We start from the raw sequence: 22820 nt of genomic DNA on the forward strand, positions 1-22820 counted from the left end.
ATGAAGCTGTCCGACATCTCGATCAAGCGGCCGGTGCTGGCGGTGGTGATCAGCCTGCTGCTGATCGTGCTGGGCATCATGTCGTTCCTGCGGCTGACCCTGCGCGAGCTGCCGAACATCGACCCGCCCATCGTCTCGGTGCAGGTCACTTATCCGGGCGCATCGGCGGCGGTGGCCGAAACCCGGGTCACCCAGATCCTCGAGGACGCGCTGTCCGGCATCGAGGGCATCAACACCCTGCAATCGCAGAGCCGCAACGGGCGCTCGGACATCACCATCGAGTTCCGCCTGACCCGCGACATCGAAGCGGCGGCCAACGATGTGCGCGATGCGGTCAGCCGGGTCATGGACCGGATGCCCGACGAAGCCGATCCGCCCGAGATCGCCAAGGTCGAAGCCGACGCCGATGTCATCGTCTGGCTGAACATGCGTTCCAACACCATGGACACGCTGGAGCTGACCGACTACGCCGACCGCTACATCGTCGACCGGTTGTCGTCGCTGGATGGCGTGGCACGGGTGCAACTGGGCGGCGGCCAGCGCTATGCGATGCGCATCTGGCTCAACCGCGACGCGATGGCGGCGCGCGGCATCACTGCCGGCGATATCGAAACCGCGCTGCGCACCGAGAACATCGAACTGCCTGCCGGACGCATCGAATCGCTGACCCGCGACTTCACCCTGCGCATGGAGCGCGGCTACCGGCAGCCGGAGCAGTTCAAGCAGATTCCGCTGCGCAAGGGCGATGACGGCTACGTGGTGCGGCTGGGCGATGTGGCCGAAGTCGAACTCGGTCCGCAGGAGCGGCGCGCCTATCTGCGCAGCAACTTCGTGCCCAACGTGGGCCTGGGCATCGTGCGCACGTCCACCGCCAATGCGCTGGACGTGGCGCGGGCGGCGCGTGCCGAAGCCGAGCGCATCCAGCAGACGCTGCCCGAAGGCACCGACATCTTCATCGCCTACGACAGCACCGTCTTCATCGATGCCTCCATCAAGCGGGTCTACTGGACGCTGCTGGAAGCCATTGCGCTGGTGGTGCTGGTGATCTGGCTGTTCCTGGGCAGCCTGCGCGCGGCACTGATTCCGGCGGTGACGGTGCCGGTGTGCCTGGTGGCGGCATTCATCGCGCTGTACGCATTCGGTTTTTCGATCAACCTGTTGACCTTGCTGGCGCTGGTGCTGTGCATCGGCCTGGTGGTCGATGATGCCATCGTGGTGCTTGAAAACGTGCAGCGGCGCGCCGACCTGGGCGAGCCGCCACTGGTCGCGGCGCGCCGCGGCACCGCCCAGGTCGCCTTCGCGGTCATCGCCACCACGGCGGTACTGGTCTCGGTCTTCCTGCCGGTGGGCTTCATGGAAGGCAACAGCGGCCGCCTGTTCCGCGAACTGTCGGTGGCGCTGGCCGGCGCGGTGGCGCTGTCGGCGTTCATCGCACTGACGCTGACCCCGATGATGTGCTCCAAGCTGGTGCGCCCGCACGGCAAGGAAACCGGCTTCAATGCCTGGATGAACCGCCAGCTCGGCCGCATCAGCCGCGGCTATGGACAGCGCATTTCGCGACTGGTCGCGCTGCCGGGCCGGCGCATCCTGGCGATGATGTTGGCCACGATGGCGGTCTGTGCGGTGTTGGCCATCCTGCTGGTCTGGCGTGTGCCAAGCGAGTTGGCGCCGGCCGAGGACCGCGGCCGTTTCTTCGTCATGGTCGACGGACCGGAAGGCGCCGGTTTCGACTACACGGTTGGCCAGTTGCAACAGGTCGAAGGGGTGCTGGCCGGTTATATCGGCGAGGACAAGCCGGTCCAGCGCGCCAACTCGCGCGCGCCGCGCGGCTGGGGCGCCAGCGAGGAAATGCATACCGCGCAGGTCATCGTGTTCCTGCAGGACTGGCATCAGCGCGACGTCAGCACCGAAGAGGTGGTCAGCGAATTGCGCCGGGAATTCGCCAAGCTGCCCGGCGTGCAGGCGCGCGCCAACGTGCCCGGCGGCCTGATCGGCAGCCGCGGCCAGCGCTACCAGCTGGTGCTGGGCGGGCCGGACTACCAGGAAATCGCCAAGTGGCGCGACCGCATGATGGTGCGGATGGAGGAGAATCCCGGCCTGGTCGACATCGACTCCGACTACAAGGAAACCCGGCCGCAGATGCGGGTCAACATCGACCGCGACCGCGCCGCCGACCTGGGCGTATCGGTGCAGGAGATCGGCCGCACGCTGGAAACCATGATGGGTTCGCGCCAGGTCACCACCTATGTCGACAACGGCGAGGAATACGATGTGATGCTGCAGGCCGGCCGCGACAACCGCGCCTCGCCGGCGGATCTGGAGAACACCTATGTGCGCGGCAGCGGCGATCAGCTGATCCCGCTGTCCAACCTGGTGACGCTGAGCGAGATCGCCGAACCCGGCAGCTTCAACCGATTCAACCGCCTGCGCGCCATCACCATCAGCGGCGGGCTCGCGCCAGGCTATACGATGGGCGAGGCGCTGGCGTGGACCCGGCAGGTCGTTGCCGAGGAATTGCCCGACTACGCGCAGATCGACTGGAAGGGCGAGTCGCGTGAGTATCAGGAGGCCGGCGGCGCGATCCTGCTGACCTTCACCCTGGCGCTGCTGATCGTCTACCTGGTGCTGGCCGCGCAGTTCGAGAGCTTCATCCACCCGTTCGTGATCATGCTGACGGTGCCGTTCGCGTTGTTCGGCGCGCTGTTGGGCCTTTGGGTCACCGGAGGCACGCTCAACCTGTTCAGCCAGATCGGCATCGTGATGCTGATCGGACTGGCCGCCAAGAACGGCATCCTGATCGTCGAATTCGCCAACCAGCTGCGCGACGACGGCCGCAGTGTGCATGACGCCATCGCCGAGGCATCGGCGGTGCGCCTGCGTCCGATCCTGATGACCGCCGCCGCCACCATCATGGGCGCGGTGCCGCTGGTGCTGGCCGGCGGCCCGGGTTCGGCCAGCCGCGCCACCATCGGTGTGGTGGTGATCTTCGGCGTGGCGTTCTCGACGCTGCTGACCTTGTTCGTGGTGCCGGCGTTCTACGCGCTGCTGGCGCCGTTCACGCGCTCGCCGGAGGCGGTGGCGCACGAGTTGGCCAAGCTGGAAGAGGCCACGCCTCCGGTCGGCGGCCATGGCTGAGCCGGCGTCGCCGCCTGCGCTGCAGGACGTGCGCATCGTCGGCGACGGCTTCGTACTGCGGCCATGGCGCGGGGACGATCTCGATTCGCTGCTGCTGCACGCCAACGATGAGCGCGTTCCGCGCGGGCTCAGCTCCCGCTTTCCGCATCCCTATACCCGCGCCGACGGCGAGGCGTTTCTGCGCGGCGAGGTGGTGAATCTGGCCGACCCGGTGCTGGCCATCGAGATCGACGGCCAGGCCTGCGGCGGCATAGGCGCGCACCCCGGGCGCGGCGAGCGCAGCCACGGTGCGGAACTGGGCTATTGGCTGGGTCAGCGCCATTGGGGCCGGGGACTGATGAGCCGTATCGTGGCCGCCTACGTGCCCTGGGTGATGCAATCGTTGAATCTGACGCGGCTACAGGCCAGCGTGCTGGACAGCAACCCGGCCTCGGCGCGGGTGCTGCTGAAGAACGATTTCCAGCCTGAGGGCATCCTCCGCGCCGCCGTACGCAAGGCCGACGGGCTGCATGATTTGAGGATCTTCTCGCGGCTGCTGCGGAACGAGCCCGCGTAATCCTGAGGTTTCCAACAAGTTCTTTCTTTTTCCCGACTGTGTGGGAGCGACGTGAGTCGCGATGAAGCTTTACCGCCGCCTGAGGTTTCCCCACGTTGTTCCGAAGCCGGTTGTCTCCCTTTTGAAAAAGATTCTTCGCCCAAGCGTGGGGAATGGCTATGGAATCCGGTGACCAGGACAGTGCGGGACACGCCGTGAATGCCCGCGATGCGGGGCCGGCCCGCCATCGCAGATGGCGGGCGTTCGGCTGCGCGCGAAGCCGTGCTTCGCAAGCGCTTGCCTCACCCATGCAGGCTCTTCCGCGGCATCCATGCCGCGGACGGTCCCGCGCTGCCCTGGCCACCGGCTTCTGGACACTTGGCTGGCGCTTGAAGCAAGGCCTATCGAAGTCGCGATCTGCCATCTCGCGAAAGGCGACGACCGACGGGCTGGGGGTGCGGAGAGCAGGCCATGGGTGAGCCAAGGCGGTTTGCGCGGCACTGCCGCGCGCCTTGGCGAACGCCCGGCGCGCTGCGCCGGGCCGGTTCGGGCCGCGAACGAGTCTGCGGCCCGACTTAAAGACACGACATCGTCGGGAGGGCGGAGCACCCCCAGCCCGTCAGGCGGCGGCTCTTGCCGAGGCCGAAGCCGAAGCCGATATCCCCGGAAACGGGAGAAGAACCTTTTCGGCGTTGTTCAACAGCCCAATGGCTGGTCAAGCGAGACAACCGGCTTCGGAGGGCATGGGAAGACCTGCGGGAGCGTCCCGCCAAAACCCGCCTGGAGCGTGGGACCGGCAGTTCCGGGTCCCCAAGCCGCCGCCGATCAGGGACAATCGGGCTCGTCCTGCCATGCCGTGCCGGCATGCGCCCCGCTTCTGGAGAACGCCGCGTGGAAAAACTGACCTTCGAAAGCATCATCGGCCTGCTCGACAGCATCATCTGGAGCACGCCGCTGATCGTCCTGTGCCTGGGCGCCGGGCTGTACTTCTCGCTGCGCACGCGCTTCATGCAGGTACGCGGGGTCAAGGAAATGATCCGGCTGATGTTCACCGGGCAGTCCTCCGCAGCCGGCGTGTCCTCGTTCCAGGCGCTGGCGATGTCGCTGTCCGGCCGGGTCGGTACCGGCAATATCGCCGGCGTCGCCACCGCCATCGCGTTCGGCGGGCCGGGTGCGGTTTTCTGGATGTGGATGGTGGCGTTCCTGGGCGCGTCGACCGCGTATGTGGAATCGACGCTGGCGCAGATCTACAAGGAAAAGGACGACAAGGGCCTTTACCGCGGCGGCCCGGCCTACTACATCGAAAAGGCGATGGGGCTGAAGTGGTACGCCTGGCTGTTCGCGGTGGTGACCGTGATCGCCACTGGTTTCCTGCTGCCGGGCGTGCAGGCCAACAGCATCGCTTCGGGCCTCAACAACGCCTTTGGCATCGCACCGGCGGTGACCGCGGCCGGCGTGGTGATCGTGCTGGGTTTCATCATCTTCGGCGGGGTCAAGCGCATCGCCCGCTTCGCCGAAATCGTGGTGCCGTTCATGGCGCTGGCCTACATCCTGGTCGCGCTGGTGGTGATGTTCATCAACATCCAGCAGGTGCCGGAAATCTTCATGCTGATCATCAAGAGCGCCTTCGGCATGGAGGCTGGCTTCGGCGCGGTGCTGGGCCTGGCGGTGCAGTGGGGCGTCAAGCGCGGCGTCTATTCCAACGAGGCCGGGCAGGGTACCGGCCCGCACGCCGCCGCCGCCGCCGAGGTCTCGCACCCGGCCAAGCAGGGCTATGTGCAGGCGTTCTCGATCTACGTGGACACGCTGCTGGTGTGCTCGGCCACCGCGTTCCTGATCCTGTCCACCGGCATGTACAACGTCTACGACCCGGCCAGCCCCATCGATCCGGCCACCGGCCTGCATACCGGATATCTGGTCCAGCAATTGCAGGGGGTGGTGCATGGACCGGGTTTTGCGCAGAGCGCGGTGGAGTCGGTACTGCCCGGATTCGGCCAGATCTTCGTGGCGCTGGCGCTGCTGTTCTTTGCTTTCACCACCATCGTGGCCTATTACTACATGGCCGAAACCAACATCACCTACATCAACCGCAAGGTGCACCGGCCGTGGCTGGTGTTCCTGCTGCGCATCGGCATCATGGCGGCGGTGACCTATGCGGCCATCGGCAGCGTCGGTACGGCCTGGTCGCTGGGCGACATCGGCGTGGGCATGATGGCCTGGCTCAACATCATCGCCATCCTGATCCTGCAGCGGCCGGCATTGAAGGCGCTGAAGGACTACGAATCGCAGAAGAAGGCGGGCAAGGAACCGGAATTCGATCCGCAGGCGCTGGGCATCAGGAACGCGAAGTTCTGGGAAAAGCGGGACTGACGTGAACGACCCCTGGAAAAACAGCAGACCCGGCGGCGAAGGCCGCGCGCGCGCGCCGGTCAAACCGCGCCCGCTGTCCAGCGATGAACCGGCGCGGCCGGCGGCGGCGAGCAGGAACGAGCTGCGCCTGTACGGTTTCAACGCGGTGCAGGCGGTCTTCGCGCGGCGGCCGCAGGCCATCCGCAAGCTGTACCTGGCCGACTACCGCATTCCGCAGCTGCAACCGCTGCTGGCCTGGTGCGTCAAGCATCGGGTCGGCTACCGGGTGGTCGAGGAATCCGATCTGAACAAGCTGGCGGCCAGCGCCCATCACGAGGGCGTGGTTGCCGAGGTGCTGAAAGCCGAGCCGGCGCCGCTGGCCGACTGGCTGCGCGATCTGCCGGCAGGGCCGGCGCTGGCGATCTGGCTGGACGGCGTCGGCAATCCGCACAATTTCGGCGCCATCCTGCGCTCGGCAGCGCATTTCGGTGCCAAGGCCATCCTGCAACCGCAGCAATCGCCGCTGGCGCTGTCCGGCGCCGCGGCGCGGGTGGCCGAGGGCGGCGCCGAACAGGTGCCGCTGGTGCGCATGGGCGATCAGGCCGGCGCCATCGCGCAGCTGCGCGGCGCGGGTTTCGTGCTGGCTGCGACGGTCGTACGCGGCGGCACCGACTTGTTCGCCACGGCATTGCCGCAGCGGTTGATCTACGTGATGGGCGCCGAAGGCGAGGGCATGGATGCGCAACTGGCCGCCGCCTGCGACCTGCGCCTGTCCATCCCCGGCACTGGCGCGGTCGAGAGCCTCAACGTTGCCGCGGCCACGGCGGTGCTGCTGGCGCAATGGCGACAATCCCACCGATAGAAGCACGCAGCCAATCCGGTTCGGCGCGTTGCAGCGGCAGCATCTGAGCCACTGCAGTTCCGGCCCCAACAGCGAAGGTGCGATCGCGTGTTCCCCGGCTGGGTGGCGAACCGGCGGCGGCACCGCAATCTTCAACGGCTCAGCAGAGGCCCGGCGAGAGCAGTTCAGGAAGGCTGCCAACGCCAGGCCACAGACCCGGCACGCTCCTGCGAAAGATGGCGAAAGAACATGAACAGGTCTTCATGCCGGGACGCCGCCGCCGCCGGTTGTAATCGCCAGATCTATTGGGTAACGTTACCAAAGCGCATAAAGCGGCATAAGGGCTTGGGAGGGTCTGATGCTGAAGAACAAGGGCCGATCCGCCGGCCTGCCGACGTTGGCAGCATCGCCCGCCCAGCTGGCGGCAGCCTCGGCGCGTGCGCAGCGGCACCGCGCCACGATCGAATGCCCGCTGCCAGCGGCCGACCAAGACAATCCTGTGATTCCGCATCCGGGCAGGTGCCGTAAGCTTTCGCCGACGGCGCCGGGCGAAGCTGCGCGGATGCAACGTGGAACCGGCTTGGCCAGCGATTTTCACGGCGATGTACTGATGCAAGCGCAAACCTGCGCCAGCCGGTCAGGCTGGCGCGGAATACGGTAAACCGGCGGTCGTCCAACGCGGACGACCCGGCAAACGATTGGAGAATGCAATGCACGAAGGTGGCGGTATTGTCGGCAACGCGGCCGATGCGGTGACCGGGCGCGCCTCGACGCGGCTGTTGCCGCTGGTCATCACGCTGTTCTTCGCATGGGGCTTCTGCACCGTGCTGGTGGACGTGCTGATTCCGAAGCTGAAGGCCACGTTCTCGCTCAGCTATGCCGAGGCCATGCTGACCCAGTTCTGTTTCTTCCTGGCCTATTTCATCGTCTCTATCCCGGCCGGCCTGTTGATCAGCCGCATCGGCTACCTGCGCGGCATCGTGCTGGGGCTGCTGATAATGGCCGGCGGTTGCCTGATGTTTTCGCCAGCCGCTTCGATGGGCTGGTATCCGGCGTTCCTGGCAGCGCTGTTCGTGCTGGCCGCCGGCATCACCATCGTGCAGGTCGCGGCCAATCCGCTGGCGGCGGGCCTGGGCGATCCGGCCCGCGCGCACAGCCGGCTGACGCTGGCCCAGGCGTTCAACTCGGTAGGCACCATGATCGGCCCGTTGTTCGGCTCGGCGATGATCCTCGCTGCCGGTGTCGCCGAACCCGAAGCAGGACTCAGCGCTGCGGCGCTGGAGGCCTTCCGGGTGGAGCAGGCCAGCCATGTGCGCCTGCCGTACATGATCATTGCCGCGGTGCTGGTGCTGCTGGCGGCGGTGTGCTGGTGGGTGCGGCGCTCGCCGATGCCGTCGGTGCGTCCGGTGGGGCACGGCGACTATTTCCGCCTGCTGGGCCACCCGCGGCTCAGCCTGGGTGCGCTGTCGATCTTTCTGTACGTGGGCGCCGAAGTCGCTATCGGCAGCGCCCTGGTCAACTACCTGATCATGGTCGGCGCCACCACCTCCGAACATGCGGCGGGCAATCTGATCTCCGTGTACTGGGGCTTGGCGATGGTGGGCCGCTTCATTGGTTCCTACGTGCTGCGCTTCGTTGCGCCCGGCGTAGTGCTGACGGTATGCGCCGTCAGCGCCGGCTGCCTGGGACTGCTGGCGGGCGTGGTGCTGGAAGGCCTGCCTGCCGCCGTCGCCATCCTGTCGATCGGCCTGTTCAATTCGGTGATGTTCCCGACCATTTTCACCATGTCCATCGACGGACTGGGCGAAGACACCGCAGGCGGTTCCGGCATCCTGTGCCTGGCCATCGTCGGCGGCGCGGTGGTGCCGCTGCTGACTGGCGTGGTGGCCGATCAGGTCGGCTTGGCGCTGGCGCTGCTGGTACCGGTGGCCTGCTACGCATGCATCGCAGGCTACGGCCTGCTGGTGCGCATGGGATGGCTGGAAAGCAGGGGCAAGCAGGCCGCCGCGCCGGGCCAGGTACCGTAAAGGCCAAGCATTGCCAGCTAGATCGCGACGCCATCGTTACCCGCAGCTTTCGACTTCCTGCCGGGCTGGCGGAGCGGGTTCGGCGTCAACGTCGACTACGCCTATTCCGGTGCCGATACCGACGGCAAGGACATCGGCGGCAACCCCTGCCGACCGGCGGCAATCCAAGCACCAGGCCAACGCCATCCTCTGGTACCGGCAGGACTAGCCGCAGGCGGGCGGCCTACAACTGGCGCAGCAAGCGCTTCAGCCAGATGAACACCTCCGCCCGAGGCGATCAGGAAGGCGGCGGCGAACCAGCTCGGCTTACTGCGTGCAGTCCCCTTACAGGACTCTCAGCACTTCGTAGCAGGCGCCCATGGTGTGGTAATCGGTCTTGCCGGCCGGGCTCTTTTCGTCGCTGTACTTGCTGTTGTCGCGGTGCAGTATCCGGTACCAGGCGCCGTGCTGGCGGTCGACGAAATGCTGCCAGCTGTACTCCCACAGCCGCTCGTACCAGTCCCAGTAGCGGAGTTCGCCGGTGCGGCTGGCCAGCAGCGCGGCGGTGGCCAGCGACTCGGCCTGCACCCAGAAGTACTTGTCCTCATCGTAGAAGCCGCCTTCGCGGTCGGTTCCGTAGACCATGCCGCCGAACGCCTCGTCCCAGGACAGCGCCATGGCCCGATCGAATAGCGCGCGTGCGCGCGGCAGGCGCCATTCGGCCGGGGCGTGGCGGTCCAGGATCAGCAGCAGCTTGGCCCATTCGGTCTGATGTCCGGGCTGGTAGCCCCAAGGGCGGAAGATGTTGCTGCGGTCGCCGAAGTTGTATTCCCAGTCGACGCTCCAGTCGCTGCGGTAGTGCTCCCAGACCAGGCCATCGGACAGCGCGGCCTGGCGATTGGTCATGTTGTCGGCCAGCAATGCGGCGCGTTCGAGGAAGCGCTTCTGCCCGGTCGCTTCGTACGCCGCCAGCCACGCCTCGCAGGCGTGCATGTTGGCGTTCTGGCCGCGATACGGCGAAAGCTCCCAGTCGGCTGAAGCCTCGTCCGCGTACAGTCCGTATGCGGGCTCCCAGAAATGCCGTTCCATCAGATCCCAGGTCTCGTCCAGATAGGCGGCCGCTTCGGCGAAGCCGGCTTCGACCGCCTTGGCATAGGCCAGTACGACGAAGGCCAGGCCGTAGCAATGGTTGGTCGCGTCCACGACCTCGCCATCGCGCAACACCCAGGCATAGCCGCCACTGACCGGGTTGCGATGGACGCGGCGCAGGAAATCGATGCCGTGCGCCACCGCGTCGCGATAGGCGGCGTCGCCGAACGCCTGGTAGGCCATCGAATAATTGAAGACGAAGCGCGTGCTGCTGACCAGGTGGCGCGTATGCGCGTCGTAGATCTGGCCGTCGTCGCGGAAAAAGTGGAAAAAGCCCCCGCGCGGGTCGATGCAGCGCGGGTGGTAGAAACGCATGGTGTCGGCGATGTGGCCAAGCAGGAAATCGCGCGAACGGAAATCTGGCGATGGCAGGTCGGAAACGGGCTCGCTTTGCATCAGACTCTCGCTCCAGTAAGTGATCCGGCAGCGGCCGAACGGGCCGCCGGCCATGGCTGCACGCCGCTGCATGACGGTCGTGGTAAGGTTACCACGATTGCCGGCGACAGCAGATGCCGCCGGTCCGGAAAGGCAGGAGAACCGCCGAAACCTAGCGTGCCGGCGGTGCCGACGACTGGCGCTTGACCAGCGTGTACTTCATGACCTGGTGGACCTGCGCCTTGGGACGGCCGCTGCGGTTGCGGCGGATCTCTTCCAGCATCAGGGTGACGGCAGTACGTCCCATCGCCGTCACCGGTTGATGGATGGTGGTCAGCTCGGGCCAGACGGTAGTGGCCACGGGGGTGTCGTCGAAGCCGACGACCGTCAGCTCTTCGGGTACCCGCAAACCCATGCCATGCGCGACCGCCATGGTGGCCGCGGCCATGTCGTCGTTGCTGGAGAAAATGGCGGTAGGGCGGCGTTTGCGCTTGAGCAGTTCGGCCGCGGCGGCCAGGCCGGAGCGGTAGGTGAACATTCCCTGCGCGACATGCTCCGCCGGCACCTGGATGCCGGCTTCGGCCATCGTGTCGAAGAAGGCGGCCGCGCGCAACGCGCTTGGAGTGTGCTTGGGATCGCCCTTGATGAAACCGATATCGCGGTGGCCCAGGTCCAGCAGGTAGCGGGTCATCGCGCGCGCGCCCTGGTAGTCGTCTATACGCACCGAGCCGACGCCCTCCTGCGGCGCGCCGGTCGCCACCGCGATGGTGGGGATTTGGCGCTCGTCCAGTTCCTGCAGGGTCTGCGCCGAGTCGCACAGCGGCGGCGGCAGGATGACGCCGTCGACGCCGGCGTCCAGCAGGCGCTGGGTTGCCGCGCGCTGGCTGCGGATGCCGCTGCATTTTTCGATCAGCACCTGGCTGCCGCTCAGGCTGCTCTGTTCCAGGATGCCGAGCATGAACTGGTTGAGGTAGGCGGCGCTGGGATTGCTGTAGAGCACGCCGATGCGCGCGGTGCTGGAAGTACGCAGCGACCGGCCCGCCAGGTTGGGCCGGTACCCCAGCGTCTTGACCGACGCCAGCACCCGCTCGCGCATCGCTTCGCCGACATTGGGGTTGTCGTTGATGACGCGCGACGCGGTCATCGGCGACACGCCGGCGTGTCTGGCCACATCGAGGATGGTTACCGCGTTGCCGGCCTGGCGTGCGCGTTTTGGCATCGTGGATCCGTCGTGAGCGGCGGGTGCGCCTAGCTTACTCGCTGGCCGCCGGATCCGCCTTCAACGCGCTGCCGAAATCGCCATCGGCCTCCGCCGCCAGATAGGCGAACACCGTGTAGGCGGCCACGTTCTGCGCCAACGCCTGCGGGTCGATCTTGTCGAGGGTGTCGTCGGCGTTGTGGTGCAGATGGAAATAGTCGCTGCCGTCCTGCGCCAGCCAGGCCCAGGCCAATCCCTTGGCGGCAAACGGACTGATGTCCGGACCGGCGCCGCCCTGGCCGGGCGCGTACTCGATGCCCAGCGGCGCCAGCGCCTGTGCGATCTGCTCGGTCGCCTTGCGCGCATGCGCCGGGGCGCCGGTGTTGAAGGCATAGATGCGGCCGGCGCCGAAGTCGCTTTCGGCGGCGATCTGGTGCTTGCCGATGGCGCCGATGTGCTTTTCGGCATAGGCCTTGCCGCCATGCAGGCCCTGTTCCTCGTTGGCGAAGGCGACCACGCGGATGCTGCGCCTGGGCGCGTGCTTGAGCTTGCCGATCAGGTGGCCGGCGGCCATGGTGATGCCGATGCCGGCGCCGTCGTCGATGGCCCCGGTACCCAGGTCCCAGGAATCCAGATGCGCGCCGATCAGCACGACTTCGTCGGGCTTTTCGCGGCCGGTGATTTCGCCGATGACATTCTGCGAGGTGTATTCGCCGTCCCAGCCGCAATCCAGCGCCAGCCGCACGCGTACCGGCCCGCGGGCCAGCAGGCGCGCCAGTTGGTCGGCATCGGGGATGGTCAGCGACGCCGCCGGCACCGGCGTCAGGCCGTCGTCGAAACGGGTGATGCCGGTGTGGGCGACACGGTGGTTGTCGGTACCGGCCGAACGCATCAGAAATGCGATCGCGCCCTTGCGGATCGCCGCCGACGGACCGCGCGAACGGATCGCGCCGCCGTTGCGGTAGTCGCTGCCGTCGCGCGCGGCCTTCATCTGATAGTCGACAAAGGCGATCTTGCCGCCCAGCGAACCTTCCGGCGCCGCCTCCAGCGCGGCCAGATCGGGAAAGCGCACGATTTCCGCTTCCACCGTGCCGGCCGGACTGCCGCCCAGCGCGGTGACGGTCAGCGGTTGCGGATGCTTGCCGACGATCGCCGCGCTTTCGCTGCGGCGTTCCCATTTGGGAAACGTCACCGGCTCCAACCACACCTTGTCGAAGCCCAGCGCCTTGAACTTGGCCTGCGCCCATGCCACCGCGCGCGCGTCGGCCTCGCTGCCGGCCAGGCGCGGGCCGATTTCGGTGGTCAGCGATTCAACGACCCGCCAGCCGGTGCCGTCGGCCAGCGCCTGTTCGCGCAATTGCGCGGCGACAGTCAGTGCGGCATCGGGGATATGGGTTTCGGAAGCTTGGGTTTCGGATTTGCCGGCTTCGGATGAGGCGGCGCAAGCGGAGCCGGTCAGGCCCAGGGCGAGCAGCAGCGGAGCAAAGCGCATGAAGGGTTCCCGGAAAGACGAAGCCGCGAGCTTAGCAGCCCGCGGCCGCCGTTGTTGTGCCGTTGGTGTTGATGTCCGGGAATGCTGTGTGCCAATTATTTCCTCAGCGAATCGCGGATCTCGCGCAGCAATACGATGTCTTCGCTGGGCGCGGCCGGCGGCGGCGGTTGCTTGCGGGCAAGACGGTTCATGGCCTTGACCACCAGGAAGATCGCAAACGCGACGATGACGAACTGGATCAGCGTGTTGAGAAACTCGCCGATACCGATGGCCACGGCCGGCACCGCCTCGCCCGCCGCATCCACGCCGGCCTGCTTCAGCGTCCACACCCACTTGGAAAAATCGACGCCGCCGATCAGCAGGCCGATCGGCGGCATGATGATCTTGTCCACCAGCGCGGTGACGATCTTGCCGAACGCGGCGCCAATCACCACGCCCACGGCCAGATCGATGACGTTGCCGCGCATCGCGAACTCTTTGAACTCGCTGATCATTCCCATGCCTGTCTCCTTATGGATGCGGTGCCCGGATGATAGTCCGGGCGTCTTGCCGCTTTACGGAAAGGGGATTCGGCCGCAGCAATCTGGCGCGTTCCGAACCGAGGACGGTCGCGGCCGGATGGCCGCGGCGCAAGCGTATCGCACAACCGGTTCAGGCGACGATGGCGCCCAGCAGTTCGGCCACGCCTTCAAGCCGGGCGTTGAAGCGGTCGCCGGGCTTCAGCGCCGCCACGCCGGCCGGTGTGCCCATGAACACCAGATCGCCGGCGCGCAGCGCGTACAGCAGCGACAGCTCATGCAGGATGTCGGGCACGTCCCAGATAAGATCGGCCAGCGAACCGTGCTGGCGGATTTCGCCGTTGACGCTGAGGCTGAGCGTACGCGCGTCCAGTTCGCCGACCTCGCTGGCCGGCACCAGTTCGCTGATCGGCGCCGAATGATCGAAGCCCTTGCCGGTATCCCACGGCAGCCCCTTGGCCTTGGCCGCGGCCTGCAGATCGCGGCGGGTCAGATCCAGGCCGACGCCGTAGGCGATCACCAGCGCTTGCGCCTGCTCGCGCGACAACGGGCCGGCCGGCGCATCCTGGCCAAGCGCCACCACCAGCTCGACTTCGTGGTGCAGGTCCTGGGTGCCGGGCGGGTAGGGCACATCGGCATTGCCGGTGACGATGGCATCGGCCGGTTTGTGGAAGAACACCGGCTGGCCGCGGTCGGCCTTCGAAGCCGGTGCGCTGGCGCCCATTTCGCGGGCGTGATCGGCAAAGTTGCGGCCGACGCAGAAGATGCGGCGGACCGGAAAAGCGTTTCCGCCGCGGACGGGAACGCGCGGCTGCGGCGGGGCAGGAATGATGTCGGTCATGGGCGGCTCGGTGCGGGCGAGGGCACAGAGTTTAGGGGAAGCATGGCCGCGGCGTAGGCCGAAGTGCGTTTTCGGGAGAAATCACGCCAACACCACATTGTTCACCGCACGGGCGCGTTGCGACGCGTTTGCGGCTGAGAGGGCCGATGGCCTCAGTGGGCGCGGGCGCGGCCGGCCGGTTTATCGCGACAGCGGCAGTACCGGTTTGCGGACGACGCGGTATTCGCCGTCGACCACGCTGCCCTGGCGCGCCACCGGCTTGCCGCGCTGGCGGAACAGCTTGTACAGCAATCCGGCGGCGATCATCGCTGCGCCAACGAACACACTGACGAACACCAGCACGCACAGCACCGCCAGGCCCAGCAATCCCACTGCCAGGCGCAGCAACGGATGGCGCGGCTTGCGCGGCGCAAAGGCGGAACGGAAGCTGTTGAAATGGAACTGTCGGGCGAACATCGGGGGACGTCGTGTCAGAATGCGGACGGGGCCGGTGCGGCAGTATCGGGTGACAGAAACATGACTGTGTGAGAACTTCGTTAAATCCGATGCGATTGCTGGCGCTGAATGACATCGAGGATGGCGGTTTCGCCGAGATTGAAGCCACCATTGGCGACGATGCCGAGTCCTTGCTGCTTTTCCGCCAGGGCGGGCAGGTCCGCGCATGGCTCAATATCTGTCCGCATGCGGGCCGGCGGCTGGACTGGGCCCCGGGCAAGTTTCTCAAGGACAAGCAGGGCCATCTGATCTGCGCCGCGCATGGCGCTTCGTTCGAACTGGAGGCAGGCCTCTGCGTGGCCGGCCCCTGCCGCGGCGATGCGCTGCGCCCGGTGGCCGTCGAAGTGGTCGATGGTCAGGTACGGCTGTTGTAGGAGCGCCGCGATTATCCCGCCCGTCCGCCCCACCAGAACATGATGTTGACGGCGACCACCACCACCAGCGTATAGGTCAGCGACAACGGTCCGCCGACGCGCCACAGCTGCCGCGAGGTGTAGTTGGCCGGGCCGGTGATCATCGAGATCACCGGGTTGGAGGCGGTCATCAGGTTGTTGGACGCCGACAGCGCCACGATCAGCGCGAACGCGGTGGGATTGCCGCCGGCGGCCAGCGCCAGGTTGATCGCCATCGGCACCATCACGATGGTGGCGCCGACATGGCTGATGACCAGCGAAAACGCGGTGGTCAGCAGCGCGATGGCGATCTCCAGCGCCCAGATCGGAATGCCTTCCGGCAGCCGCTCCACCGTGTGCCCGGCGACCCAGGCCGCGGCGCCGCTGCTGTCCATCGCCCAGCCCAGCGGTATCAGCCCGGCCATCAGGAACACGGTCTTCCAGTTGATCGCCGCGTAGGCTTCATCCATCCGCAGCACGCCGGTCAGCAGCATGCCGGCCACGCCGGTCATCAGCGTCAGCGACACCGGCAGCCGCGAGGTCAGCGCGATTACCACCGTGATGGCGAAGATGCTCATCGCGATCTTGAACTTGTGCGGGCGCTGCTCGCCTTTCGGGTAGTCGGTCACCACCACGAAATCGCGGCTTTCCGCCGCCTGGCCAAGATCCTGCCAGATGCTGTGGAACACCAGCATGTCGCCGGCGCGCAGGGTCACCGTGCGCACGTCTTCGCGGATGACCTTCTTGTCGCGGTTGATCGCCAGCAGGCTGATGCCGCTCTGCTTGCGCAGGCGCAGGTCGCGGGCGGTCTTGCCGATGAACTTGGAAGTCGGCGGAATCACCGCTTCGGAAATGCCGGCGCGGCTGGGATTGAACAGGTCGCCGAAGTGGCGCAGGCGCGACGACATGCGCAGGAAATGGTTCTGCGCGAAATCGGCCACCGCCTGGCGCGCGCCCATCACCCCCAGCACGCTGCCGACCCAGATGCGCATGTCCGCCGGCGGCGCCAGCCGGGTGTCGTTGCCGGTCTGCAGCGCCAGCATCAGCGGGGCGTCGTGCATCGCCTCGGCCTCGCCCAGCGACATGCCCACCAGCGGACTCTCGGCGGTGACCACCAGTTCGAACACGTCGCCTTCGATGCCGTAGGTGCTGGCGAAGTAGCTTTCGGTACGCGCCGGGGTCACCACGCCGTTGTCGGGATCGTCCTTGAGCTTCTTGTCGCCGAAGAAGCGGAAATACAGCAGCGACGCCGCCAGCAGCGCCACGCCGATAGGAAGCGGCGCGAACATCCGCAGCGGCTCCAGCGTCGCCATGCCCGACGGCAGGTTGTTGTTGGCCGAGATCAGCAGATCGTTGAGCAGGATCAGCGGCGAGTTGCCGACCATGGTCAGCGCCCCGCCCATCACGATGGCGGCCGCAATCGGGAACAGCAGCCGCTGCAGCGACAGCCCGGTCCGCGACGACAGCCGCGAGGCCACCGGCAGGTACAACGCCATCACCGACGGGTTCTGCATGAACGAGGAATTGAGGCCGGCGATGGCCGTGGTCATCAGCATCAGCCGCTGCTCGATGCCGTGGCCGCGCCGCAGCAGCCACGAGGCCAGCCGGTTCAGCGCGCCGGTGCGGTCCAGGCCGGCGCCCAGGATCATCGTGGCGATGATGCTCATCACCGCGTTGCCGGAGAAGCCGCCGAAGATTTCCTCCGGGGCGATCAGGCCGGTCAGCCCTAGCACCACCAGCACCACCAGCGCGACCAGGTCGGCGCGGATGCGTTCGAACAGGAACATCGCCATCGTGAACCCGACCAGCCCGAGGACGAGCTTCATGTCGTTGGTCAGCGTCAGCGCGTTTTCCATTACGGCAGCCGTGATTCGTGATTGGGGATTGGTGATGCGCGATTCGTGGTTCGTGATTGGTAATTGGTGATTGGCGATTCGCAAAAGCGCATGCGGCGGACTTCCATGGCAGCGGCCACGGGACTGAAACGCGCAAAGATGGAGTGCCTAATTTTCAATCGTGATCACCAATCACCAATCACCAATCACCAATCACCAATCACCAATCACTGCTTGTCATAGAGCAGATCCCACACGCCATGGCCCAGCTTCTGGCCGCGGGTCTCGAAGTGGGTCTGCGGGCGCCAGTCCGGACGCGGCACATGGCCGCGCGGGCCGGCGCGATTGCGCAGGCCGGGAGTGGCGTCCAGCACGTCCCACATCTGTTCGGCATAGTCCCGCCAGTCGGTGGCCGCATGCAAGCGGCCGCCGTTGCGCAACTTGGCTGCCAGCAGTGCGGCGAATTCGGGCTGGATCAGTCGGCGCTTGTTGTGGCGTTTTTTGTGCCAGGGGTCGGGGAAGTAGATGCGTACCTCGTCCAGCGCGCCGTCAGCCACTTCGTTGCGCAGCACTTCCACCGCGTCATGGTGGTACAGGCGCACATGATCGCTGCCGTCTTCGGCCAGCGCATTGAGCAGCCGGCCCACACCGGGGGCATGCACCTCGATGCCGATGTAGTCGCGGCCGGCGTCGTTGGCCACCGCATAGCGCAAGGCCTCGCCATTGCCGAAGCCGATCTCCAGCACCCGCGGCGCCTGGCGGCCGAATACCGCGTCGAAATCGCGCAATTGCCCGGTGTAATCCAGCCCGTAGCGCGGCCACTGGGTATCGAACGCGCGCTGCTGGGCTTCGGTGAAGCGGCCCTGACGCAGTACGAAGCTGCGCACCTCGCGCCGGCCCTCGGTCACCGTGAACGGCTTGGGCGGGGTCTTGGCGCCAGGGCTGGAGAATGGGTCGGTCAACTGAGATCTCTTTCTTTGCGCAGCGGAGGATGCGTCCGCCATCCTTGGCGCGACCATGCGTTCTTCGGAACATCCGGCCCGGCCATTCGTGGCCGGGCGGTCGCCGGCGCGGGAGCCTGTGGCTCGCAAGCGCGCCGGCTCACCCAATCAGCCCATCGATCGGGCTGGACGCCGAGGCATTGCGCTTGCGCGGGATGCGCCCGGCCAGGAAGGCTTCGCGGCCGGCTTCGACCGCCTTGCGCATTGCGCTGGCCATCAGGACCGGGTGCTTCGCGCCGGCGATGGCGGTGTTCATCAGCACCCCGTCGCAACCCAGTTCCATCGCGATGGCGGCATCGGACGCAGTGCCGACGCCGGCATCGACCAGCACCGGCACCTTGGCGTTCTCGATGATTTCCAGCAGGTTGTACCTGTTCTGGATGCCCAGGCCCGAGCCGATCGGCGCGGCCAGCGGCATCACCGCCACGCAGCCGATGTCCTCCAGCCGGCGCGCCAGGATGGGGTCGTCGCTGGTGTAGACCATGACCTGGAAGCCGTCGGCGACCAGCGTCTCGGCGGCGGCCAGGGTCTGCACCACGTCCGGGTACAGGGTTTTCTGGTCGCCCAGCACCTCCAGCTTGACCAGGGTGTGGCCATCCAGCAGTTCGCGCGCCAGCCGGCAGGTGCGCACGGCGTCGTCGGCGGTGTAGCAGCCGGCGGTGTTGGGCAGGATGGTGTAGCGGTCCGGCGGCAGCACGTCGAGCAGGTTGGGCTCGTTGGGCGACTGGCCCAGGTTGGTGCGGCGGATGGCGACGGTGACGATTTCGGCGCCGGCGGCTTCGGTGGCCAGCCGGGTTTCTTCGAAATCCTTGAACTTGCCGGTGCCGGTGAGCAGGCGGGAACGGTAGGTTTTTCCCGCAATCACCAGCGGGTCGGTAGGGGTATCGTGGGGCATCGGGCGATTATCGCCGAAAACCGCGCGACATCGGCGTTTCAGCCGCCACCCAGCGCGTGGACGATCTCGACCCGGTCGCCTTCGTGAAGCGCATGTGAGCCGTGCAGGCCGCGCGGAACGATTTCGCCGTTGACCTCCACGGCGACCCGGCGCTCGGCCAGGCCTTCCTGCAGCAGCAGGGTGGAAAGCGTGCTTGCGGCCGGAATCTGCCGCGATTGGCCATTGAGCTGGATGTTCATGCCGCCATTGTCGCCGTTCGCCAGCCATCGCGCATCACGGCCGGAGGCGCGTTGCGCATTGACGCGTTGCAGCGTGAATGCGGGGGAGCTTGGTGAAACCATGCCCGCCATGCGCAGCCGTACGGCAGAGCGCGGCGGCTACCGCGCCGGTCCAAGCGTCCCATTCAAGTTGTTCCATTCAAGTCCCGGAGAGACCATGAAATCGCTGAAAAGCCCTGTTCGTTCGTTGCTGGCCCTGTCGCTGGCGCTGGCGGCAATGCCTGCGCTGGCGCAGGACAACCCCTATTCCAAGACCGTGTTCTTCGGCGACAGCCTGACCGACTCGGGCTCGTTCCGGCCGGGACTGGTGCAGGTCGGCGGGCCGTCGGCGGCAATTCTGGGCCGCTTCAGCACCAATCCCGGTCTGGTCTGGGCCGAATTCCTGGCCGACTACTACGGTACCGACGCCACCAGCGCCAACCAGGGCGGCGACAACTACGCCGTCGGCGGTTCGCGTTTGAATGTCGAACGCACCAGCCCGCTCGGGCCGGTGCCGTCGCTGGCGACCCAGGTCAGCACCTATCTGGCCGCCAATGGCGGCCGCGCGGACCCGAACGCCCTTTACACCGTGTGGGGCGGGGCCAACGATCTGTTCGCGGTGGCCGGCGGCGAGCCGCTGACGACGATTGCTTCTGCGGTGACCACGCAGGTCGGCATCGTCGGCGCGCTGCAGCAGAACGGCGCGCGCTACGTGCTGGTGCCCAATATCCCCGACCTGGGGCAGACCCCGCAGTTCATGGCGCAGGGCGCGGCCGGCGCGGCTGCGGGAACGCAACTGGCGATGGCCTATAACAACGCGCTCTATGGCGGATTGGGGGCGGCGGGGCTGCGGGTAATCCCGGTGGATACCTTCAGCTTCCTGCGCGAGGTCGTGGCCGCTCCGGCCACCTACGGCTTCGTCAACGTGACCGGCACGGCCTGCAACATCGAATCCTCGCTGACCTGCAGCCCGGCCAACTATGTTGTCCCGAGTGCGGCGGAAAACTACCTGTTCGCCGACGGCGTGCACCCGACCACCGGCGCCCACCGGATGCTGTCGCAGTACGCGCTGTCGATACTGGAAGGGCCGCGCCAGATTGCGGTGCTGCCGTATGCCGCATCGGTCATCGGCCGCGGCCGCGCCGAGCGCGTTGCCCACCACGTCAGCGGCAAGCCCGAGGCCGACGGCATGCGCTGGTGGGGCGACCTGCGCGGCGACATGCTGCGCTACGACCATGGCGACGACTTCGACGGCGCCGGCCCGGCGGGCACCTTCGGCGTGGACTGGTCGCGCGGCGCGATGGTGTTCGGCGGCTTTGCCGGCTATGGCCGCAACAAGCAGGACTTCGGCCTGCGCCGCGGCAGTTTCGACGAGTCCGATGCCACCCTGGGCGGCTTTGCCGGCTGGTATGGCGACAACGTCTGGGTCAACGGGCAGGTCAGCTACAGCTGGCTGTCCTACGATGTGGACCGCGACGTGCAACTGGGGACGGCCACGCGCCGCCACAGCGGTTCGCCGGACGGCAGCAACCTCAGCATCGGCCTGAGCGCCGGCTACCAGTTCGGCGAGGGCCTGCTTCGCCACGGCCCGGTGGCCAGCGTGCTGTCGCAGCGGATCAAGGTGGACGGCTATACCGAGAGCAACCCGTCCTCGACCGCGCTGGTGCATGGCGAACAGGACTTCGATTCGCTGATCGGCAGCATCGGTTGGCAGGCCAGCTATGCGATCAACGAACATGTGCGTCCGTATGCGCGGTTGACCGTGGACCGCGAGTTCGAGAAGCCGCCGGAGGAAGTGTTCGCGCAGGTGCAGACGCTGCCGGGGATGGCGCCGTACGCGGTGCCGGGCCTGGACAAGGACCGCGATTACGGCACCGTGGTGCTGGGCGCCCGCACCCGGCTGTTCGGCCTGGACGCCGATATCGGCCTCAACACCACCGTCAACCAGAAGGGCGGCAGCAACTCCGGCGTGTTCGCCACCGTCAGCGGCAGCTTCTGACCTTGCCGGGATAAGCCTGCGGCGCCGTTGCGACGGCGCCGCATTGCGTCCGGGTCCGGGCGCGGAATAGACTGCGCACTCCCCAGCGGGTGTAGCTCAATGGTAGAGCTGTAGCTTCCCAAGCTACTGACGAGGGTTCGATTCCCTTCACCCGCTCCACTCCCGATTTCTTCCGTTGCGTTGCCCGGCTGTCATGCCGGCGCAGCGCTGGTATGGCACGCTGTCGTCGCTGGAACTTCCCCGCCATGCCCATGAAACTGGCCATCCTGTCCCGCAACAGCAAGTTGTATTCGACCCGGCGGCTGGTCGAGGCCGCGCGCGAACGCGGGCATTCGGTGCGGGTGCTGGATCCGGTGCGCTGTTACATGCGGATCGCCTCGGACGGATTCGGCATGCACTACAAGGGCCGGCCCATCGCCGGCTATTCGGCGGTCATCCCGCGCATCGGCGCATCGGTGACCCGTTACGGTACCGCGGTGTTGAGGCAGTTCGAGCTGATGGGCAGCTATGCGCCCAATCCTTCCGATGCCATCCTGCGCGCGCGCGACAAGCTGCGCGCGCATCAGTTGCTGGCGGCGCAGGGCATCGACTTGCCGGTCACGGTCTTCGGCGACTACCCGGACGACACCGTGGACCTGTTGTCGATGCTGGGTCCGCCGCCGCATGTGATCAAGCTCACCGAAGGCGCCCAGGGGGCGGGGGTGATGCTGACCGAAAAGCCGTCCGCATCGCGCGGCGTGGTCGAAGCGTTGCGCGGCCTGTACGCCAACTTCGTTGTGCAGGAGTTCATCGGCGAGGCCGAAGGCGCGGACCTGCGCTGTTTCGTGGTGGGCGGACAGGTAGTGGCATCGATGCGGCGGCAGGCACCGGAGGGGGATTTCCGTTCCAACCTGCACCGCGGCGGCAGTGCCGAGGCGGTGGCCGCCACCGCCGATGAGCAGGCCATGGCGGTGCGTGCCGCCCATGTGCTTGGCCTGGGCATCGCCGGGGTGGATCTGATCCGGTCGCGGCGCGGGCCGCTGGTGCTGGAAGTCAACTCCACCCCGGGGCTGGAGGGCATCGAGGCTGTCTGCGGCACCGACGTCGCCGGGCGCATCGTGGATTACGTGGCCGCCCATGCTGAATAGGGCGGATTCAGCCTCCAGCGTGACCGGAGCCGGAATTTCACGGTAAATTAACATCGCCTTTAACGGTCGTTTAATCGAAGCCTGCGTAGCCTTGTCCGGACCGCAGCTCTGCGTTCCTCCCAGTGGCATCCAGTGGAAAGCACAGGATTACGGTAATCGGGGCTTTACTTGGCCCAAGCGGGCGACCACCCGCTTGGGCTTTTTTATTGCCTTCGGCCCGCCGCGGGAATGGCTGCGGCGATACCGCACTTGCTGGCGCGCCGGGCGCTGGCTAAATTCGATCCCTTATTCGTTGCAAGGTATGAAACGATGTGGCGGTTGATTCCGGCAACTTCATCGCCGCACAAGCATGGTCGGGCATCGGCACAACCCCAGCGTTG

The 22820-nt window shown here is 66.8% G+C and carries 19 protein-coding genes, 1 tRNA gene and 1 pseudogene; 11 read left to right on the forward strand and 10 right to left on the reverse strand.

Annotated elements, in window-relative coordinates; all coding sequences use genetic code 11:
* From CRO39_RS06745 to CRO39_RS21180, 7 genes and pseudogenes are all read left to right on the forward strand, one after another.
* Positions 1 to 3135: an efflux RND transporter permease subunit gene (locus CRO39_RS06745; RefSeq protein WP_097121320.1), complete on the forward strand. Its 3135-nt coding sequence runs from the start codon at positions 1 to 3 to the stop codon at positions 3133 to 3135.
* On the forward strand, positions 3128 to 3691 hold the full coding sequence (locus CRO39_RS06750; RefSeq protein WP_097121106.1) for a GNAT family N-acetyltransferase: 564 nt from the start codon (positions 3128 to 3130) through the stop codon (positions 3689 to 3691). Before CRO39_RS06745 ends, CRO39_RS06750 begins: the two co-directional genes overlap by 8 nt.
* Positions 3692 to 4570: 879 nt before the next feature.
* On the forward strand, positions 4571 to 6040 hold the full coding sequence (locus CRO39_RS06755) for an alanine/glycine:cation symporter family protein (protein ID WP_238394685.1): 1470 nt from the start codon (positions 4571 to 4573) through the stop codon (positions 6038 to 6040).
* A gap of 1 nt (position 6041) precedes the next feature.
* A complete protein-coding gene (locus CRO39_RS06760) occupies positions 6042 to 6881 on the forward strand; it encodes a TrmH family RNA methyltransferase (protein ID WP_162125889.1) in 840 nt (279 codons plus the stop codon).
* Between the two features lie 337 nt (positions 6882 to 7218).
* Complete coding sequence (locus tag CRO39_RS06765) at positions 7219 to 7521, forward strand: hypothetical protein (RefSeq protein ID WP_097121108.1); 303 nt, start codon at positions 7219 to 7221, stop codon at positions 7519 to 7521.
* A gap of 49 nt (positions 7522 to 7570) precedes the next feature.
* Complete coding sequence (locus CRO39_RS06770; protein ID WP_097121109.1) at positions 7571 to 8887, forward strand: sugar MFS transporter; 1317 nt, start codon at positions 7571 to 7573, stop codon at positions 8885 to 8887.
* Positions 8888 to 8932: 45 nt separating this feature from the next.
* Positions 8933 to 9168 (forward strand): annotated as a pseudogene (locus CRO39_RS21180) (hypothetical protein); the annotation flags it as partial.
* Between the two features lie 43 nt (positions 9169 to 9211).
* Here the strand turns inward: CRO39_RS21180 and CRO39_RS06775 are convergent.
* From CRO39_RS06775 to CRO39_RS06800, 6 genes are all read right to left on the reverse strand, one after another.
* Positions 9212 to 10411 (reverse strand): AGE family epimerase/isomerase, encoded by a 1200-nt coding sequence (locus CRO39_RS06775; RefSeq protein ID WP_097121322.1) that lies wholly within the window; start codon positions 10409 to 10411, stop codon positions 9212 to 9214.
* 151 nt (positions 10412 to 10562) lie between these two features.
* Complete coding sequence (locus tag CRO39_RS06780; protein ID WP_097121110.1) at positions 10563 to 11609, reverse strand: LacI family DNA-binding transcriptional regulator; 1047 nt, start codon at positions 11607 to 11609, stop codon at positions 10563 to 10565.
* A 34-nt stretch (positions 11610 to 11643) separates the two neighbouring features.
* Positions 11644 to 13080 (reverse strand): M28 family peptidase, encoded by a 1437-nt coding sequence (locus CRO39_RS06785; RefSeq protein WP_097121111.1) that lies wholly within the window; start codon positions 13078 to 13080, stop codon positions 11644 to 11646.
* A 95-nt stretch (positions 13081 to 13175) separates the two neighbouring features.
* Positions 13176 to 13580, reverse strand: a complete 405-nt coding sequence (gene mscL, locus CRO39_RS06790; RefSeq protein WP_097121112.1) for a large-conductance mechanosensitive channel protein MscL — start codon at positions 13578 to 13580, stop codon at positions 13176 to 13178.
* Positions 13581 to 13731: 151 nt separating this feature from the next.
* Entirely contained in the window at positions 13732 to 14439 is a 708-nt protein-coding gene (locus tag CRO39_RS06795; protein ID WP_097121113.1) for a fumarylacetoacetate hydrolase family protein, read from the reverse strand.
* 180 nt (positions 14440 to 14619) lie between these two features.
* Entirely contained in the window at positions 14620 to 14895 is a 276-nt protein-coding gene (locus tag CRO39_RS06800) for a hypothetical protein (RefSeq protein WP_097121114.1), read from the reverse strand.
* Between the two features lie 89 nt (positions 14896 to 14984).
* Here CRO39_RS06800 and CRO39_RS06805 point away from each other — a divergent pair, with 89 nt between their 5' ends.
* The gene (locus tag CRO39_RS06805; protein WP_097121115.1) at positions 14985 to 15308 is read left to right on the forward strand and encodes a Rieske (2Fe-2S) protein; all 324 of its coding nucleotides are present in this window, start codon (positions 14985 to 14987) and stop codon (positions 15306 to 15308) included.
* 11 nt (positions 15309 to 15319) lie between these two features.
* On the opposite strand, the gene CRO39_RS06810 is transcribed toward CRO39_RS06805, so the two are convergent.
* The 4 genes from CRO39_RS06810 to thiS all read right to left on the reverse strand — a co-directional run bounded on the left by CRO39_RS06810 (position 15320) and on the right by thiS (position 19296).
* Positions 15320 to 17182, reverse strand: coding sequence for an SLC13 family permease (locus CRO39_RS06810; RefSeq protein WP_097121116.1), 1863 nt, complete (start codon positions 17180 to 17182; stop codon positions 15320 to 15322).
* 206 nt (positions 17183 to 17388) lie between these two features.
* Positions 17389 to 18123, reverse strand: a complete 735-nt coding sequence (gene trmB / locus CRO39_RS06815) for a tRNA (guanosine(46)-N7)-methyltransferase TrmB (protein ID WP_097121117.1) — start codon at positions 18121 to 18123, stop codon at positions 17389 to 17391.
* A 139-nt stretch (positions 18124 to 18262) separates the two neighbouring features.
* Positions 18263 to 19057, reverse strand: coding sequence for a thiazole synthase (locus CRO39_RS06820; protein ID WP_097121118.1), 795 nt, complete (start codon positions 19055 to 19057; stop codon positions 18263 to 18265).
* 38 nt (positions 19058 to 19095) lie between these two features.
* Complete coding sequence (thiS, locus tag CRO39_RS06825; protein ID WP_097121323.1) at positions 19096 to 19296, reverse strand: sulfur carrier protein ThiS; 201 nt, start codon at positions 19294 to 19296, stop codon at positions 19096 to 19098.
* Positions 19297 to 19492: 196 nt separating this feature from the next.
* On the opposite strand from thiS, the gene CRO39_RS06830 reads away from it, so the two are divergent.
* From CRO39_RS06830 to rimK, 3 genes are all read left to right on the forward strand, one after another.
* A complete protein-coding gene (locus tag CRO39_RS06830) occupies positions 19493 to 21313 on the forward strand; it encodes an autotransporter outer membrane beta-barrel domain-containing protein (protein WP_097121119.1) in 1821 nt (606 codons plus the stop codon).
* Between the two features lie 85 nt (positions 21314 to 21398).
* Positions 21399 to 21472, forward strand: a tRNA-Gly gene (locus CRO39_RS06835).
* Between the two features lie 92 nt (positions 21473 to 21564).
* Positions 21565 to 22440, forward strand: a complete 876-nt coding sequence (gene rimK, locus CRO39_RS06840) for a 30S ribosomal protein S6--L-glutamate ligase (RefSeq protein WP_097121120.1) — start codon at positions 21565 to 21567, stop codon at positions 22438 to 22440.
* Positions 22441 to 22820 lie beyond the last annotated feature (380 nt).

It is taken from the genome of Pseudoxanthomonas wuyuanensis, from assembly GCF_900215535.1.
In the GTDB taxonomy this organism is placed as follows: Bacteria; Pseudomonadota; Gammaproteobacteria; order Xanthomonadales; family Xanthomonadaceae; genus Pseudoxanthomonas_A; species Pseudoxanthomonas_A wuyuanensis.

What these genes read in the sequence shown, in the direction of transcription:
- CRO39_RS06745 (WP_097121320.1), top strand. Translation starts at nt 1, where the DNA reads ATGAAGCTGTCCGACATCTCGATCAAGCGGCCGGTGCTGGCGGTGGTG.
- CRO39_RS06750 (WP_097121106.1), top strand. Translation starts at nt 3,128, where the DNA reads ATGGCTGAGCCGGCGTCGCCGCCTGCGCTGCAGGACGTGCGCATCGTC.
- CRO39_RS06765 (WP_097121108.1), top strand. Translation starts at nt 7,219, where the DNA reads ATGCTGAAGAACAAGGGCCGATCCGCCGGCCTGCCGACGTTGGCAGCA.
- CRO39_RS06770 (WP_097121109.1), top strand. Translation starts at nt 7,571, where the DNA reads ATGCACGAAGGTGGCGGTATTGTCGGCAACGCGGCCGATGCGGTGACC.
- CRO39_RS06775 (WP_097121322.1), bottom strand. Translation starts at nt 10,411, where the DNA reads ATGCAAAGCGAGCCCGTTTCCGACCTGCCATCGCCAGATTTCCGTTCG.
- CRO39_RS06780 (WP_097121110.1), bottom strand. Translation starts at nt 11,609, where the DNA reads ATGCCAAAACGCGCACGCCAGGCCGGCAACGCGGTAACCATCCTCGAT.
- CRO39_RS06785 (WP_097121111.1), bottom strand. Translation starts at nt 13,080, where the DNA reads ATGCGCTTTGCTCCGCTGCTGCTCGCCCTGGGCCTGACCGGCTCCGCT.
- mscL (WP_097121112.1), bottom strand. Translation starts at nt 13,580, where the DNA reads ATGGGAATGATCAGCGAGTTCAAAGAGTTCGCGATGCGCGGCAACGTC.
- CRO39_RS06795 (WP_097121113.1), bottom strand. Translation starts at nt 14,439, where the DNA reads ATGACCGACATCATTCCTGCCCCGCCGCAGCCGCGCGTTCCCGTCCGC.
- CRO39_RS06800 (WP_097121114.1), bottom strand. Translation starts at nt 14,895, where the DNA reads ATGTTCGCCCGACAGTTCCATTTCAACAGCTTCCGTTCCGCCTTTGCG.
- CRO39_RS06805 (WP_097121115.1), top strand. Translation starts at nt 14,985, where the DNA reads ATGCGATTGCTGGCGCTGAATGACATCGAGGATGGCGGTTTCGCCGAG.
- CRO39_RS06810 (WP_097121116.1), bottom strand. Translation starts at nt 17,182, where the DNA reads ATGGAAAACGCGCTGACGCTGACCAACGACATGAAGCTCGTCCTCGGG.
- CRO39_RS06820 (WP_097121118.1), bottom strand. Translation starts at nt 19,057, where the DNA reads ATGCCCCACGATACCCCTACCGACCCGCTGGTGATTGCGGGAAAAACC.
- thiS (WP_097121323.1), bottom strand. Translation starts at nt 19,296, where the DNA reads ATGAACATCCAGCTCAATGGCCAATCGCGGCAGATTCCGGCCGCAAGC.
- CRO39_RS06830 (WP_097121119.1), top strand. Translation starts at nt 19,493, where the DNA reads ATGAAATCGCTGAAAAGCCCTGTTCGTTCGTTGCTGGCCCTGTCGCTG.
- rimK (WP_097121120.1), top strand. Translation starts at nt 21,565, where the DNA reads ATGAAACTGGCCATCCTGTCCCGCAACAGCAAGTTGTATTCGACCCGG.